This window comes from Nocardia sp. 2TAF39, assembly GCF_052114905.1.
GTDB lineage: Bacteria > Actinomycetota > Actinomycetes > Mycobacteriales > Mycobacteriaceae > Nocardia.
In genome coordinates this window covers 25,425-40,479 of the sequence record NZ_JBFRFQ010000049.1, presented here as the reverse complement: position 1 = coordinate 40,479, position 15,055 = coordinate 25,425, and the positions used below count along the sequence as shown (strand labels likewise).

Sequence of the window (15,055 nt, the reverse complement as noted above, 5' to 3'; positions counted from 1 at the left end):
CGGCCTCAGCCGAACGGCTCCACCGGCACGCCGACGTTGTCCAGCGCGCTTCGAATCAAGCGGGCCATCTCGACCGCCGCGGGAGAATCACCGTGCACGCAGATGCTCGCGGCGCTCACCGACACCACGCCGGGCCCGTCGACCGTGCGCGCGGTGCCCGACATGGCGATCGAGACCGCTTGGGCCACCGCCTCGTTCGGCTGCAGTACCGAGCCTGGCACACTGCGTGCGGCGAGCAGGCCGTTCGCCGTGTAGGCACGGTCGGCGAAGCCCTCGCCGACGAATCGCACCCCGGCGTCCTGTGCCGCTCGCTCCAGCTGGGTACCGGCAGGCCCGAGCAGCGTGAGCCGCAGGTCGTACTCCGTGATCGCGGCCACCACCGATTCTGCGAGTTTCGGGTCGCGCGCGGCCGAATGATAAAGCGCTCCATGCGGTTTCACGTATCTAACCCGGTCACCCGCGGCCTTCGCGAAGGCGTCCAAGCCACCGATCTGATATAGCACCTCGTCGCGGATTTCGGCGGGCGCGACGGCGATCTCGCGTCTGCCGAAACCGGCCAAATCGCGATAGCCGACATGGGCGCCGATCCGCACCCCGTTCTCCACGGCGAGCAGACAGGTCCTGCGCATAATCGTCGGGTCGCCCGCATGGAAACCGCAGGCGATGTTGGCGCTGGTGACGATATCGAGCATCGCGGCATCGTCGCCCATCGTCCACGGCCCGAAGCCCTCGCCGAGATCACTGTTGAGGTCCAGCGGCATGTGCGTCCTCCCACCGGCATTGTATTGCGGACGGACCTCTGATTCTGGTGCGGAGGTGATCGTCGGGCAAGGAGGCCCGGCAGCACGCCCTGGATCACAGTGCGATGGTTCCGCTCGGCACCGCCAAGTACGCTCGGAGCAATCATGGCCATGTATTTCGATCCGAAGTCCTGGTCGCCGTGGCGCGCCGTCGATCTCGGGAAACGCCTGTTCGATCCATCCTGGCTGGAGCAGTGGATCTCCCTCGGGACCGGATGGATGGCACCGGTCGCCGATCTCGGTGCCGGCACCGCCACGGCGCTGCTGCCGGATGCCCTTATGACGATGCTCAGCGAAGGCATTCTGAGCCGGTTCGGCGGGCAGGAGGTCAGCGCGACGCTACTCGGCCACGACCTCGACGCCACCCTGCAGGTGCTGAAGGTGCGCCGCCGCGGCGCGCACTTCCAAACCAAGACGGTGCTGTCGCAGCTGCGCTGGGACGACCACCCGATCGAGGCCGTAACGGTCATCGCGCACGGAGTCCGTTTGATCCCCGGCGTGCCGACCAAGCTGCGCGCCGCACAGCTCGACATCGACGGCACCGTCACCACCGCCGCGGTGGTCGACTGGCTCAACACCCAACCGCTGGCCTGGGCGCTCGACCTGCACGAGACCGGATTGATCCGGGCACGCCACCGACGAAAACGAATGACCGCCCTGGTCGATGCGTCCGTGACGGACCACCGGCTCGGCATCGAAGTACGCAAGGCGGCCTGGTTCGGCATCCGGATCCCGCGCAGGATGGTCGGCATCCCCACGATGGCGCTCAACCGGCTGCCCAACGACGCGAGGATTGTCTCCACCACCCGCGAGGACGATCTGATCCGGTTCCAGATCGAGCTACCGGAGACCACCGGTTCGTTCGATCTGGCCCAGATCCGCTCCGCAATCCTCGCGGGCAGTACCCTGATCGTCTTCTGATCCGGTCAGTTCTGCGTCTTCCACCACTCCAGCAGTGCCGATTCGGCCTCGTCCCGAGTGAGCGGACCGCGATCGAGCCGCAGCTCCTTCAGATAACTCCAGGCCCGGCCGACCTCGGGGCCCGGCGGCAGGCCGAGCAGCTCCATGATCGCGTTGCCGTCCAGGTCCGGGCGAACCTTGGCCAGGTCCTCTTGCTGGCGCAGCCGCTCGATCCGCTCCTCCAGCTCGTCATAGGTGGCGCGCAGCGCGGCGGCCCTGCGCTTGTTGCGGGTAGTGCAGTCGGCGCGGACGAGTTTATGCAGGCGGGGGAGCAGGTCGTCGGCGTCGGTGACATAGCGGCGCACCGCCGAATCGGTCCATTGCCCCTTCCCGTAGCCGTGGAAGCGCAGGTGCAGGAAAACCAACCGGGCCACGTCCTCGGTGAACTGCTTCGGATATTTCAGCGCCCGCATCCGCTTGCGCACCATCTTCGCGCCCACCACCTCGTGGTGGTGGAAGCTGACACCACCGCCCGGCTCGTTGCGCTTGGTGTCGGGTTTGCCGATGTCATGCAGCAGCGCGGCCCAGCGCAGCACCAGGTCGGGATCGCCATCCTCCTGGTCGATGGCCTGCTCCAGGACGGTGAGCGAATGCCAGTAGACGTCCTTGTGCTGGTGGTGTTCGTCGATTTCCAGCTTCATCGCGGGCACCTCGGGCAGCACCCGCTGGGCCAGCCCCGTCTCGCACATAATGTTGATGCCGTCGATCGGATAAGCGCCCGCGATCAGCTTGTCCAGCTCGACGCGCACCCGCTCGGCGGTGATCCGATCGATCTGATCGGCCATCGCGCTGATCGCCGCCCGCACCCGCGGATGCAGCTCGAACCCGAGCTGGGAGACGAATCGCGCGGCGCGCAGCATCCGCAGCGGGTCGTCGTCGAACGAATCCTCCGGCGCGGCAGGCGTATCGAGCATGCCCTCGAGCAAAGCGTTCATCCCGTCGAGCGGATCGACGAACGCCAAAGAGCCGTCCGCGCCGATCTTGACGGCCATCGCGTTCACGGTGAAATCCCTGCGTACCAGGTCACCTTCGAGCGAGTCACCGAAGGTCACCTGAGGGTTGCGGGATACCCGGTCGTAGGTGTCCGCACGGAAGGTGGTGATCTCCAGTTGCTGGTCGCCCTTTGCCGCACTGACCGTGCCGAACGCGAGGCCGCCTGTGTCCCAGAGATGATCGGCCCAGATGCGCAGCGTCTCCTGCACCACCTCGGGCCGGGCGTCGGTAGTGAAATCCAGATCGGTCCCCAACCTGCCGAGCACCGCGTCCCGCACGCTGCCGCCGACGAGATACAGCTCGTGCCCCCGCGCGGCGAACAGCTCGCCCAGAGGCGTCAGCACATCGGACAGCCTCCCGAGGGTCACCGCCGCCGCGGCCAGCAATCGGGTACGTCTATCAAGCGCAGCGTCCTCGGACTTGGGCGAAACCACGAATGAGCAGCTTACCGAGCCGCGGCAATGAATATTGCGGCGCAGCCCGCGCAGCACCCCCAGATATATAAGGCCATCCGCATCAACCGAGCCAGCGGCACCCGCCATCCTGTGCAATCCGACGAGAAACGCTCGCACCAGATCACCGATCCCGCGCTACCAGCCCCGCCCCGTGCTCGTCTGACGAGCACCGTTCGCGGCCCGGCTCACGTCCGATGCATCCACCTCGATGTCACCAGCGACAATCACCCTCCACGAGACGCCGAGCAGGCGCAAACACCCGGTGCTGCAATAGCCGACCCAACCGCCGTCACAGCGGCCCGACCTGCGCTTTCGAGCGCCGCAATCCCCGTTCACGGCCCCATCTCACGTCCGTGCCACCGACTCATCCGCAACGAAGTCACCAGCGGTGGCCACCCCCTCCACCAGCCGAAAACACCCCGTGCCGCAGTTGCCCACCCAACGCATCCACTCGGCCCTACCCCCGGTTCCGAGCGCAGCGAGACCAAGCATTCCCCGTTCACGGCCCGGCTCGCGTCCAAGAGGCCGCCGGGTCCGCGTCGAAGTCGCCGGCGGCGGTCGCTTGGACGCGAGCCTTAAGGGGCCGGGAACACGCCGTGCCGCAGGCGCGGCCAAAACCAACACAGCCGCAGGCGCGGCCGAACAACACAGTAGGATTGCCAGGTGTCTCCGGCCGATCGTGCGAACAGTCGACGCCGCCAGCCTCGGCGCCGCGGTTCGGCCGCCAATGCCGCGAAGCCGCGGATGCGAACGGTCCGCGAGACCTCGGCGGGTGGACTCGTCGTCGACGGCTTGGACGGTCCTCGGGAAAAGCGCAGTGCGGCCCTCATCGGGCGCACCGACCGCCGCGGGCGGTTACTGTGGTCGCTGCCCAAGGGACATATAGAAGAAGGCGAGACCGCCGAACAGACCGCGATCCGCGAGGTCGCCGAGGAGACCGGCATCAACGGTGTCGTTGTCGCCGAACTCGGCAGCATCGATTACTGGTTCGTTACCGACGGTCGGCGGGTACACAAAACGGTGCATCACTATCTGCTGCGATCGGTCGGTGGTGAACTGTCCGACGCCGACGTGGAGGTCACGCAGGTCGCGTGGGTTCCGTTGAGCGAGTTGGATTCTCGGCTTGCCTACGCCGACGAACGGCGACTGGCCGAGATGGCGAACAAACTGATCGACCGGATGGAGACCGGCAAGCGATGACGCGTGGACTGTTCCGGATCTTCGTGGCGGTCCTGACCATCCTCGGCCCGATGACGACGCTGCCGCTGCTTGTTTCCCCGGCAGCCGAGGCGCAGCCCACCGGGTCCGGATCCTCCTCGAACCCGAAATTCCTCAAGCTGTCCCTGGATTCGGTCTCGCCGACCGCGGTGACCACCACCAGCGACCCGCTGCTCACTGTCTCGGGCACGGTCACGAATATCGGCGACCGCGTGGTGGACGACATCAGCATCCGCATCCAAAGGGCGGCGGCGATCACCGCGCCGAGTGGGCTGCGGGCGACGCTGCGGCTCGATCAGATCAACTATGACGTGACCGGCCGATTCGAGGATGTCGCGGAGCGGCTGAACCCGGGCCAGCGCAAGCAGTTCACGCTGAGCATTCCGTTGCGCTCCGAGAGCGGCGTGCCGTCGCTGAATATCGATACCCCCGGCGTCTACCCACTGCTGCTGAATGTGAACGGCGAACCGGCGTACGGCACCCAGGCCAGGCTCGACGACGCCAGGTTCCTGCTTCCTGTGCTCGGCGTGCCGCCCCCGGCGAGCGACGACTCGTCGGGGGCGGCCACCGAGGCGGTGTCCGCGCCTACCGGCGCCCCGGTGGCGACGACGTTGCTGTGGCCGCTGGCTGACCGGCCGAGGCAGGTCGCGGGCCATCCGGGCAGCGTCGACGGCAAGGTGGAACTCACCGACGACGAACTGGCCGCCTCGCTCGGCAAAGGCGGCCGCCTCGATCAGCTGCTGGCCGCGCTGGAGGGGATGCTCAGCGCCAATGGCGGCCGGGACCGCATCCTGGCCTCCGCGGTGTGCCTCGCCGTCGACCCCGACCTGATCCTCACGGTACGCGCGATGACCAGGGGCTATCGTGTGCTGGCCAGTCCGTCCGACCCCGACGGGGCGACCAGGGCCGGCGCAGGCACCGAACAGGCACAGGCCTGGCTGGATCGGCTGCGGGCACTAGCCGGGTCGATGTGCACGGTGGCGCTGCCGTTCGCGCAGGTCGATCTCGCAGCGCTGGCCGCGGTGAACGATCCGGTGCTGTCCGCGCGCGCGATCAACGAACCCGCCGACATCGTCGACTCGATTCTGACTACCCGCTCGGTGCGCGGGGTCAGCCTGCCGGATTCCGGCAGCATCGATGACGGCGCCGGACTCCTGTTGCGGAGCCATGGTTTCGGGACCGCTGTGCTGGCCGACACCGCGGCCGTTCCGGAGGGCACGGCGGACTCGGCACGGTTGAGCGAAAGCAGCCAGCCCACCGGCAATTCGAACTCACTTACCCAGACCGCGGATCCCGCGGGCCCGGAAGTCGTTCGGATGCCCGAGATCACCGCGATTCAGCCGTCCAACCCGCCCGAAGCCGCGCCACCGGTCAACGGCACTGCAACGCCTGCGCCGAGCCCGGCAGCCGATCCTGCGCTGCACACCGCGACCTTCGATATCTGGTCCGCGACGGCGCTCGCCGCGGTCGGCTCCAATCCGCCGACGCCGTCGTTCACCCCGTCCCGAGTCCGCTACGACGTCACCAACGATTCGCGCGCCGCGCGGCTGCAGGACGCGCTGGGTGCGGTGTCCTGGAGCGCACTGAACCCGCAGGCGAACGGCCCGCGCGCCCTGTTGCTCGTCCCGCCGCAGCAGTGGGGTGCGAACCGGGACGAGGCGACTGCGCTGCTACGTCAGGTCGACCTGCTGTTGCGCGCCAACCTGGCCACCGCTCGCCCGTTTCCCGACCTGGTGACGCTGCCGCCGGACCCGCAGCCCTACGAGCTGAACTACCTTGCACAGGCCGCGCAGGACGCGGTGCCGGGCCGGTTCGTGCTTCCGGTGCGCGACCAGGGCCGCCGGATCACCGAGATGATGCGTGCGCTGGTCGACGTACCGGAGGCCGAGCCGACCTCGCACGACTTCCTGACCCCGTTGCGAGACGACCTGATCCGCGTACTGAGCCTGTCGGATCGGCGCGCGGGTGACGCCGGGCAACCGGACACGTTCGCCCAGCGAAGGCTGGACCAGACCACCCGGACGATGGACAGCCTGTACCGTTCGGTCACCGTGCTTCCGCCGGGCGGGGTATATACGCTCGCGTCCGAGCAGAGTCCGTTGCTGCTGGTCGCGCGCAATGATCTGCCGGTGGCCATCCGGGTCCGGTTCCGGATCGAGGCCCCTGCGGAGACGAAGATCACGGACCCTGGCGAGCAGCAGCTCCCGGCGAAAGGGACGCGCTCGTTTCAGGTTCCGACCGAGGTCAGCGACAGCCGCAACCTGGTCATTCCCATCTCGCTGACCTCGCCCGAGGGGATCCCACTCGGTAATCCCACACAGGTCTCGGTGCGTTCGAACGCCTATGGCCAGGCTTTGGCGATAATTACCGCATGCGCAGGACTCCTGCTGTTCTTCCTGGCCGGCCGCCGTTTGTGGCGCAGGTTCCGCGGGCAGCCCGATCCGGCGGACGAGGGCTTCGACCCCGGCACCCGGCGGCGGGTCAACCGCTACCGCCGCGCACGGAGACGGGTTCTGCGAGAGCAGGAGCAGCATCAGGAGGCACGGTGAGCGAACCCGCACCGACGGGCCCTCGCAAACCGCTTTCACCTGCGTTGATGTGGTCTGCAGCAGTGTCGTATGGCACGGTGGAGGTCAATCACGGTGTTCCCGTGCCGACACGGACCGGAGGGCGGCGATGGGCAGAGAGTTCGCCGGTCACGGCGTCGGCAAGACGCGGCTCACCGCACCGATGGGGATGCGGATATCCCGGCGGGTACAGGAGGCATGATGAGCGACGATGACATATCGGCTCATCGGCCTGTACCAGGCGATCGGCGGGACGGGCCGCCGTCCCGCCGGGCGCCGGTCGCGCCATGGGAACGCCGGCCGCCTATGCCTCAGGCCGAGGCCGAGGAGCCGAACGTGAACGTCGGCCCCTACAGCGACCAGATGCCGCGGGTACCGCAGATCAGTCATCCTTCGGCCCCACCACAGCAACCGAGGCCCGGCCAGCGCATTCCGCCACCGCAGCAGCAACCGAGACCCCAGCGGCCGCCGATGCCGCCCCAGCGGCCCGGTCCTGTACAGCACCCTGGCCAGCGGCAGTATCCGCCCGGACCACAGGGCCCCGCACAGCCGCGCTCGGTGCCGCCCCGTCCGGGGCCGGGACAGTCCGGTGCACTACCCATCGGACCCAGGCCCGCGCAATCCAGCCCGCCGCCCGCCGCCGTACCGAGGCCGGGGCACTCGGGCCCATCCCCGGCGCCCCCGCGTCCACCGCAGTCAGGTCCGATTCCGGCGCCCCCGCGTCCACCGCAGTCAGGTCCGATTCCGGCGCCCCCGCGTCCACCGCAGTCAGGTCCGATTCCGGCGACCCCGCGTCCACCGCAGTCGGGTCCGATTCCGGCCGCAGCGCCGGAGTCCGGCCGTGTGCCACCGCCGCGGTATGCCCCTGCGCAGCCGTACCCTCAGCCACAGCGTCCGCCCGCTCCGGTCCGACGCGAGCCCGTCTCGCCACAGCGGCTCCGGACCCAGGAGTGGCCCGCTGCCACCGGGACCGTGGAGAAGCCCGCCGAGTCGAAGCAGACTTCGAGCTCCCGGTTGCTCAGCGACTCGGGATCGATCGCCTTCGCGACGCTGATCAGCCGCATCACCGGGTTCGGTAAGCAGCTGCTGCTGCTGACCGTGCTCGGCCCAGCCATCGCGAGTGCGTTCACCGTTGCCAGCCAGATCCCGAACATGATCGCGGAGCTGGTGCTCGGGGCGGTGCTCACCGCGATTGTCGTGCCGACCCTGGTGCGAGCCGAGCAGGAGGACCCCGATCGGGGGGAGGCCTTCGTGCGGCGCCTGGTGACCGCCGCCTTCGTGGTCCTTGCCACGGCGGCGCTTTTGGCGACCGCGGCGGCACCGCTGCTGACCACGCACGTCTTCCTCTCCGACGACGGCAAGGTGAACACCGGCCTCACCACCGCGCTGGCTTTCCTGCTGCTGCCCGCGATCCTGTTCTACGGAATGTCGGCGCTGCTCACGGCCATACTCAACACACGACAGATGTTCAAGCCCGGCGCGTGGGCTCCGGTGCTGAACAATCTGGTCGTCCTGACCGTGCTCGGCCTGTACGTGCTGATGCCCGGCGAGATCACGCTGGATCCGGTCCGGATGAGTGACCCGAAGCTGCTGGTGCTCGGCGTCGGCGTCACAGTCGGTGTGGTGGTGCAGGCGGTCAGCCTGGTGCCGGCGATCCGCAGGGCGGGCATCGACCTGCGCCCGCTGTGGGGGATCGACGCGCGGCTCAAACAGTTCGGCGGCATGGGTGCTGCCATCATCCTGTACGTCCTGATCAGCCAGTCTGGCTTCATCTTCGCCACCCGCATCTCCTCGCATGCCGACGCGGCGGGTCCGGCGATCTACAACAACGCCTGGCTGCTGCTGCAACTGCCCTACGGCGTGCTCGGTGTCACGGTGCTCACGGCGATCATGCCGCGGCTGAGCCGCAACGCCGCGGCCGATGACACACCCGCGGTCGTCGACGACCTCTCTGCCGCGACCCGATTGACCATGATCGCGCTGGTCCCGGTGGTCACGTTCCTCACGCTGGCCGGTCCGCAGGTCGGCCAGGCACTGTACGGATACGGCAACTTCGGCGGCTCCGATGCCGAGCGTCTCGGCCTCGCGGTCAGCTGGTCGGCGTTCGCGCTGATTCCGTATTCACTCGTGCTGATCCACCTGCGCGTGTTCTATGCGAGGGAGCAGGCGTGGATTCCGACCTGGATCATCCTGGGCATCACCGCCGCGAAGATCGTCTTCTCGGCGCTTGCCCCGGTCGTCACCGATGCCGAGCATGTGGTGATCGCGCTGGGTGTTGCGAACGGCCTCGGCTTCGCGGTCGGCGCCGTGGTCGGCGGCTATCTGTTGCACCGCAGTCTCGGCGATCTCAGGATGGCCAACGTCGGCCGCACGGTGACACGTGTCGTACTCGCGTCACTCGCGGGTGGGGCGGTGATGTGGATAGTGGACCGGGTACTCGGCCTGGATCGACTGTCCGCATCCTTCGGTGGGCCCGGTTCGCTGGTCCGGGTGGCGATCACCGCGATCGTCATGTTGACGGTGGCCTTCGGCCTGATGCGACTCGCCGGTATTCCGGAAATCGTCGCCATCACCGTAGCCATCTCGCGGCGGCTCGGCTGGACCCCACCCGCACCGGATCTCGATCTGGAGAGCCCGGTCGAAGATCCCTATGTCACGCAGGTGCTCCGCAGGCCCGACCCGTATCTGGCCTACCCCCGCTTCGACGCGTACATGGATGCCCAGACCATGGTGCTGCCGGTGATCAGAGCCGACGCCGTTGACATCACCGGTGTGGGTGAGTTCCCGTACCCTGTTCGGCAGAGAAGCACAAGTGGCGAATTCGCCGAAACCGCGACATATCAGGGCGAAGGAGGACCGAGGGTGAGCGACGACGCGGTGGGCGGCGTCCCAGCCGCCGATTCTTCTGCGACCACGGCCGGCGGACTGTATACCGATGTTCCGCCGACCGCGGGGGAGCCGTTGGATCCCGCGTACGCGAACAAGGCGTCCGGGACGGCTCCGCCCGATCAGGACGCGGCGAGACCCCAGGACGGCCATATGCCGCCGCGCGATCCGATGTACGACACCGGGATGATCCCGATCGGGTCGCCGGAAATGCCGCCGATGGGTGGCGAGAACCTGGGCGCACGGCGAGTTCCGCGCGGCCCCAAGCTGATCCCTGGCGCCTCGGTGGCCGGTGGCCGTTACCGGCTGCTGGCCGACCATGGTGGCGCGCGCGGCCTGAGGTTCTGGCAGGCGCTCGACATCAAGCTCGACCGCGAGGTCGCGCTGACGTTCGTCGACGCCGACCAGAAGGCCACCGACAACTCCGGCCACGACGGCCCGCAGGCGATCCTGTCTCGCACGCTGCGACTCGGCCGGATCAACTCGCCCGGCCTCGCCCGTGTGCTCGATGTCGTCCGCGGCAGCTCCGGCGGCATCGTGGTGGCCGAGTGGACGCCGGGACGTTCGCTGCGCGAGATGGCGGAAACGGTGCCCTCGCCGATCGGCGCGGCGCGCGCGATCCGTGCTCTCGCCTCCGCCGCCGAGCTGGCACACCGAGGCGGCGGATCACTGTCCATCGATCACCCTGATCGGGTGCGCATCAGCGCGTCCGGCGACGCGGTGCTCGCCTTCCCCGGCACGCTGTCCGACTCGGATGCCCAGTCGGACGTGCGCGGTCTCGGCGCGATGCTCTACGCGCTGATCACCGCGCGTTGGCCGATCCGCTTCGGCGGGGTCTCCGGCACCGCGGCGACGATCGGCGGATTGCACCTCGCCGATCTCGGCCCGGACGGCACCCCGGTCGAGCCGAGGCAGATCCGTCCCGAAGTGCCGTTCGAGATTTCCGCGGTCGCCGTGCGATCGCTGGAGTCGAACAAGGGCGTGCGCACCGCCGCCACGGTGCAGCACGTGCTCGAGCAGGCGTCGGTGGTCGACCAGAAGACCGATTTCATCCCGGTACTGCGACTGGGCCAGCGCGCACCCGCGCGCACCGACGACTCGCTCGCCGATCCGGAACTGCTTGCGGCGGAGCGGGAACGGTCTCAGCGCATGATGTGGATCATGGTCGGCCTCGGCATCCTCGCCGCACTTGTTGTCGGCATTGTCATCTGGTGGATGGTCAGCGTGTTCGCGCCCGGCGCGTCGGACGCGCCGCTGAACGAACAGCGCAACATCGGTCTCACGACGAACAGCCAGCCCGCACCGACACCGGCAGCCGCGGGGCCGAACATCGCGCCCAGCGGCATCCCGGTGCCGGTGACCGGCGTATCTGTGTTCTCCCCGGAGGGCACCCCCGATGGCGTCGCCCGCGTCCAAGCGGTGCTGGACAACGATCCTGGCACCGAGTGGCGCACGGATCAGTACTTTCAGCAGTTCCCGGCCCTCAAGAAGGGGGTCGGTCTGCTGGCGACACTACCCAGCCCTACCAAACTGACGAACGTCTCGATCAACTCGCCCAGCTCCGGCACCTCGGTGGAGGTCCGCACCTCGCCTACCGGCTCACCGACCCTGGATCAGACCCAGCTGATCGGCTCCGCCCGCCTGGGCGACGGCGTCACCGACATCCCGGTGCACGCCGACCAAGCTGCCCGTTACGTGCTCGTCTGGATCACCGGACTGGGAAACTCCGGAGGTCAGTTCCAAACCGCCATCACCGATATTCGTTTCGACGCCGCGCCTTAGCCCGGCCTACGCAGGACTTCTGCCGCACGCATCGTTCGTGCAGGCCATTCGCTCGCGCGCCGCGTGTCGCGCACTTCATCATCCTCAGCCCGATCGGTTTGGTTGCTGCCAAATCGTTACGGACGATATGATCTTCTCGCGTTCTCAGCAGGGGAGCTTCCCGGGTTCTGATCTCTCGTTCCTGGATGCTGCGAAATTTCGGCGATGGTCTACCGTGCCCGTCGCTGCCCTGAGCGCTGTCCAAGGGGTTGGCATTGTCGTCCGAATTGAACGAGGAACTTCGCGGGGGGACGTCGCGGCCGGTCGCGCACCGCGAACGCCCGTTGTTCGTACCCGACGAATGCTCTGATATCGAACTGCTGCAGGCGCATGTGCGCGGTCAGCAGCACGCGTTCGCGGAACTGCTGCGCAGGCACAACGACCATCTTTGGCAGACCGCCCTGCGCACGTCCTATACCCGGGAAGACGCGGCCGACTCGCTACAGGACGCGCTGCTGTCCGCCCACCGAAGGGCGGCCTCGTTCCGCGCCGAGGCCGAGGTGCGCAGCTGGCTGCACGCGATCGTGGTGAACGCCTGTCTGGACCGGATCCGGCGCAACAAGACCAGGCGCGCGTTCTCGTTCACACCCGAGACCATGCCCGAACCCAGCGATGACCGCGACGAGATGGCCGAGTTGGAGATGTCCATGATCATCGATCACGCGCTGTTCTCGTTGCCGCCGGATCAGCGCACCGCGCTGGTGGCGATCGATCTGGAGGGGTATAGCGTATCCGAGGCGGCCACGATGCTCGGTGTGCCCGAGGGGACGATCAAGAGCCGGTGCGCCAGGGCGCGGCAGCGTTTGAAGGAGCGGTTGGAATTTCTGCGTGATCCGGGGAACCGGAGGTAGCTGAGATGCGTCATTAATAGTGACGAACCACTGAACGATGTCCATGAAGTCCCCGTCGTCGAGGGATCACCGCGATGTCAGATCCAAACAACGGAGGTGCGATGGCGACCCGGTCCGTGCCGCAACCTCCGTTCCCGACCGACCTGCTCGCCGACCTGCATGCCGGCAATGTGACGCCGGAGCAGCGCGAGCAGCTGTGGCCAGTGGTGTCGCGCGATCCGGAGGCGCTACGTTTCCTGCGCTCGCTCGACGATGTCACCGCCGAACTGCGCGCTCTCGGCCGCGACGAGCGCATCATCCACGCAATGCCCGCGGACGTGGCCGCGCGGCTCGCGCGGGTCGTCGACGAGTTGGACCTGTCCGAGCCGCCTGCCGAGCCAGCGGCCGCGATCCACCGGCTGTCGTCCGATTCCGATGCCGAATTCGACGGCGAGTCAATGGTTTCCCAATCCGTTCCCACAGCGCCCGTCTCGCTCGACGAGCGACGCCGCGGCAGGCTGCGCTGGCTCGCCGCGGCGGCCGCGATCGCAATGGTGGCGTGCGCGGGAGTTGCCGTGACGACGCTGCGCGGCGACGACGCCGCGCCCACCGCCCAGCCGACCCGACAGCCGACCGCAAGCAAAAATGACGAACTAGCCGACGACCTCACCGCCACCGCCGCGCTCAGTGCGCTGGGCCGCCACGACATCTCCGGCTCGCTCGCGAGGCCGGGAGCGCTCGACCGCTGCGTCCACGCGAACGGACTCGACCGTGCGGTGCTCGGCTCGACCGACATCAGATTCCAGGGCCGCGACGCGGTTCTCATTCTGCTCACCGGCCCGCGCCCGCCCAAGATCACCGCTCTGGTCGTCGGGACCGGTTGCCGCACAGAAGATCCTCAGCGCAGGGCGCTGCAGGACATCGGCTGACACTGCGATGTCGGCCACGCTTGTGGTGTGACCCGGTCAACGTGGGAACAACAGCCATTACCCTGTTGTTGACCGCTACGTCCACCGATTCTCCCCGGAAGGCCCCATGAGCACGCCAGTTTCCGACCTGATCATTGTCGGCTCCGGCCCCGCCGGCTACACGGCTGCCGTGTACGCGGCCCGCGCGGAGCTCCAGCCGCTGCTGTTCGAGGGAACCCAGTTCGGCGGCGCACTGATGACCACCACCGAAGTGGAGAACTTCCCGGGCTTCCGTGACGGCATCATGGGTCCGGATCTTATGGACGAGATGCGCGAGCAGGCCAAGCGGTTCGGTACCGACATCCGCACCGAGGACGTGGATGCCATCGATCTCAGCGGTCCGATCAAGAAGGTCACCATCGGCGATCAGACCTATCAGGCGCACGCCGTTATCCTCGCCATGGGCTCGGCCGCGCGCTACTTGAACGTGCCCGGTGAGCAGCGGCTGCTCGGCCGCGGTGTCAGCGCTTGCGCCACCTGCGACGGCTTCTTCTTCAAGGGACAGGACATCGTCGTGGTCGGCGGTGGCGACTCGGCGATGGAAGAGGCTATCTTCCTGACCAAGTTCGCCTCCAGCGTCACCATCGTGCACCGCCGTGAGGAGTTCCGTGCCTCCCGCATCATGTTGGAGCGGGCGAAGGCGAACGAGAAGATCAAGTTCGTGCTGAACGCCGAGGTGGTCGAGGTGCACGGCGAGAACAGCGTCACTCACCTGACCCTGCGCGACACCCGCACCGGCGAGACCTCCGAACTGGCCGCGACCGGCCTGTTCGTCGCGATCGGCCACGATCCGCGTAGCGAGTTGGTCCAGGGCCAGGTCGCGCTGGACGACGAGGGCTACGTGCAGGTGCTGCACCCGTCGACCGCCACCGATGTCCCCGGCGTGTTTGCTGTCGGCGATCTCGTCGACCACACCTACCGCCAGGCGATCACCGCCGCGGGGACCGGCTGCCGCGCGGCCATCGATGCCGAGCGCTGGCTCGCCGAACAAGGCGACATCACCTCGAACCGCCTCGAGAATGTGGGCGACTCGGTTTCCGTCCCCGCCAACTGAGCTTCTGTCCCGTTTCACTGCAAGGAGAGAAAATCCATGGCCGAGTCTGCCAAGACGGTCACCGTCACCGACGCGTCCTTCGCCGACGACGTGCTGCTCAGCGAGAAGCCAGTCCTTGTCGACTTCTGGGCCGACTGGTGCGGACCGTGCAAAATGGTCGCACCCGTCCTGGAGGAGATCGCCGGCACACATGCGGACAAGCTGACTATTGCGAAACTGGACGTGGATGCCAACCCCGGCACCGCCCGCGATTATCAGATCCTTTCGCTGCCTACTATGATGCTTTTCCGCGGCGGTAAGCCGGTCAAGCAGATCGTCGGAGCGAAGGGCAAAGCCGCCCTTCTGCGGGAACTCGAAGGCGTCATCTGACGACGCGGTACGACGACGCGCCGTAGGATGCCTGGACGCGGGATTGCCGAAATCCGGCCCAGGTTTGAGACAATCGACCGACGCTCCGGTCGTGCGAAGGTGTATGCCATCGCATGAGTGGGTACCCGCGGGTT

General features: G+C 67.7%; 11 protein-coding genes. 8 read left to right on the top strand and 3 right to left on the bottom strand.

Translation table 11 applies throughout. From position 1 onward, the window contains the following. Positions 1–5: 5 nt before the first annotated feature. Entirely contained in the window at positions 6–761 is a 756-nt protein-coding gene (locus tag AB4Z47_RS25250) for a LamB/YcsF family protein (RefSeq protein WP_441954189.1), read from the bottom strand. Positions 762–905: 144 nt separating this feature from the next. Here AB4Z47_RS25250 and AB4Z47_RS25245 point away from each other — a divergent pair, with 144 nt between their 5' ends. Beyond that, on the top strand, positions 906–1,721 hold the full coding sequence (locus AB4Z47_RS25245) for a hypothetical protein (RefSeq protein WP_441954187.1): 816 nt from the start codon (positions 906–908) through the stop codon (positions 1,719–1,721). Positions 1,722–1,726: 5 nt separating this feature from the next. Here AB4Z47_RS25245 and AB4Z47_RS25240 read toward each other — a convergent pair whose 3' ends face one another. Next, entirely contained in the window at positions 1,727–3,187 is a 1,461-nt protein-coding gene (locus AB4Z47_RS25240) for a CCA tRNA nucleotidyltransferase (protein WP_441954185.1), read from the bottom strand. Positions 3,188–3,871: 684 nt separating this feature from the next. Between AB4Z47_RS25240 and AB4Z47_RS25235 the strand changes: the two genes are divergently transcribed. Further along, a complete protein-coding gene (locus tag AB4Z47_RS25235) occupies positions 3,872–4,408 on the top strand; it encodes an NUDIX hydrolase (RefSeq protein WP_441954183.1) in 537 nt (178 codons plus the stop codon). Further along, entirely contained in the window at positions 4,405–6,975 is a 2,571-nt protein-coding gene (locus tag AB4Z47_RS25230) for a DUF6049 family protein (protein WP_441954181.1), read from the top strand. Before AB4Z47_RS25235 ends, AB4Z47_RS25230 begins: the two co-directional genes overlap by 4 nt. A 400-nt stretch (positions 6,976–7,375) precedes the next feature. Here AB4Z47_RS25230 and AB4Z47_RS25225 read toward each other — a convergent pair whose 3' ends face one another. After that, the gene (locus tag AB4Z47_RS25225) at positions 7,376–7,882 is read right to left on the bottom strand and encodes a hypothetical protein (RefSeq protein WP_441954179.1); all 507 of its coding nucleotides are present in this window, start codon (positions 7,880–7,882) and stop codon (positions 7,376–7,378) included. 83 nt (positions 7,883–7,965) lie between these two features. Here AB4Z47_RS25225 and AB4Z47_RS25220 point away from each other — a divergent pair, with 83 nt between their 5' ends. From AB4Z47_RS25220 to trxA, 5 genes are all read left to right on the top strand, one after another. Further along, entirely contained in the window at positions 7,966–11,661 is a 3,696-nt protein-coding gene (locus AB4Z47_RS25220; RefSeq protein WP_441954177.1) for a murein biosynthesis integral membrane protein MurJ, read from the top strand. Between the two features lie 323 nt (positions 11,662–11,984). Then, entirely contained in the window at positions 11,985–12,551 is a 567-nt protein-coding gene (sigM, locus tag AB4Z47_RS25215) for an RNA polymerase sigma factor SigM (RefSeq protein WP_441954220.1), read from the top strand. 101 nt (positions 12,552–12,652) lie between these two features. Further along, positions 12,653–13,459: a hypothetical protein gene (locus AB4Z47_RS25210; protein ID WP_441954175.1), complete on the top strand. Its 807-nt coding sequence runs from the start codon at positions 12,653–12,655 to the stop codon at positions 13,457–13,459. A gap of 106 nt (positions 13,460–13,565) precedes the next feature. Further along, positions 13,566–14,552 carry a thioredoxin-disulfide reductase gene (gene trxB / locus AB4Z47_RS25205; protein WP_441954173.1) on the top strand — a complete coding sequence of 329 codons (987 nt, stop codon included), beginning with the start codon at positions 13,566–13,568 and terminating at the stop codon, positions 14,550–14,552. A 36-nt stretch (positions 14,553–14,588) separates the two neighbouring features. After that, entirely contained in the window at positions 14,589–14,921 is a 333-nt protein-coding gene (gene trxA, locus AB4Z47_RS25200) for a thioredoxin (RefSeq protein WP_327111179.1), read from the top strand. Positions 14,922–15,055: the final 134 nt, after the last annotated feature.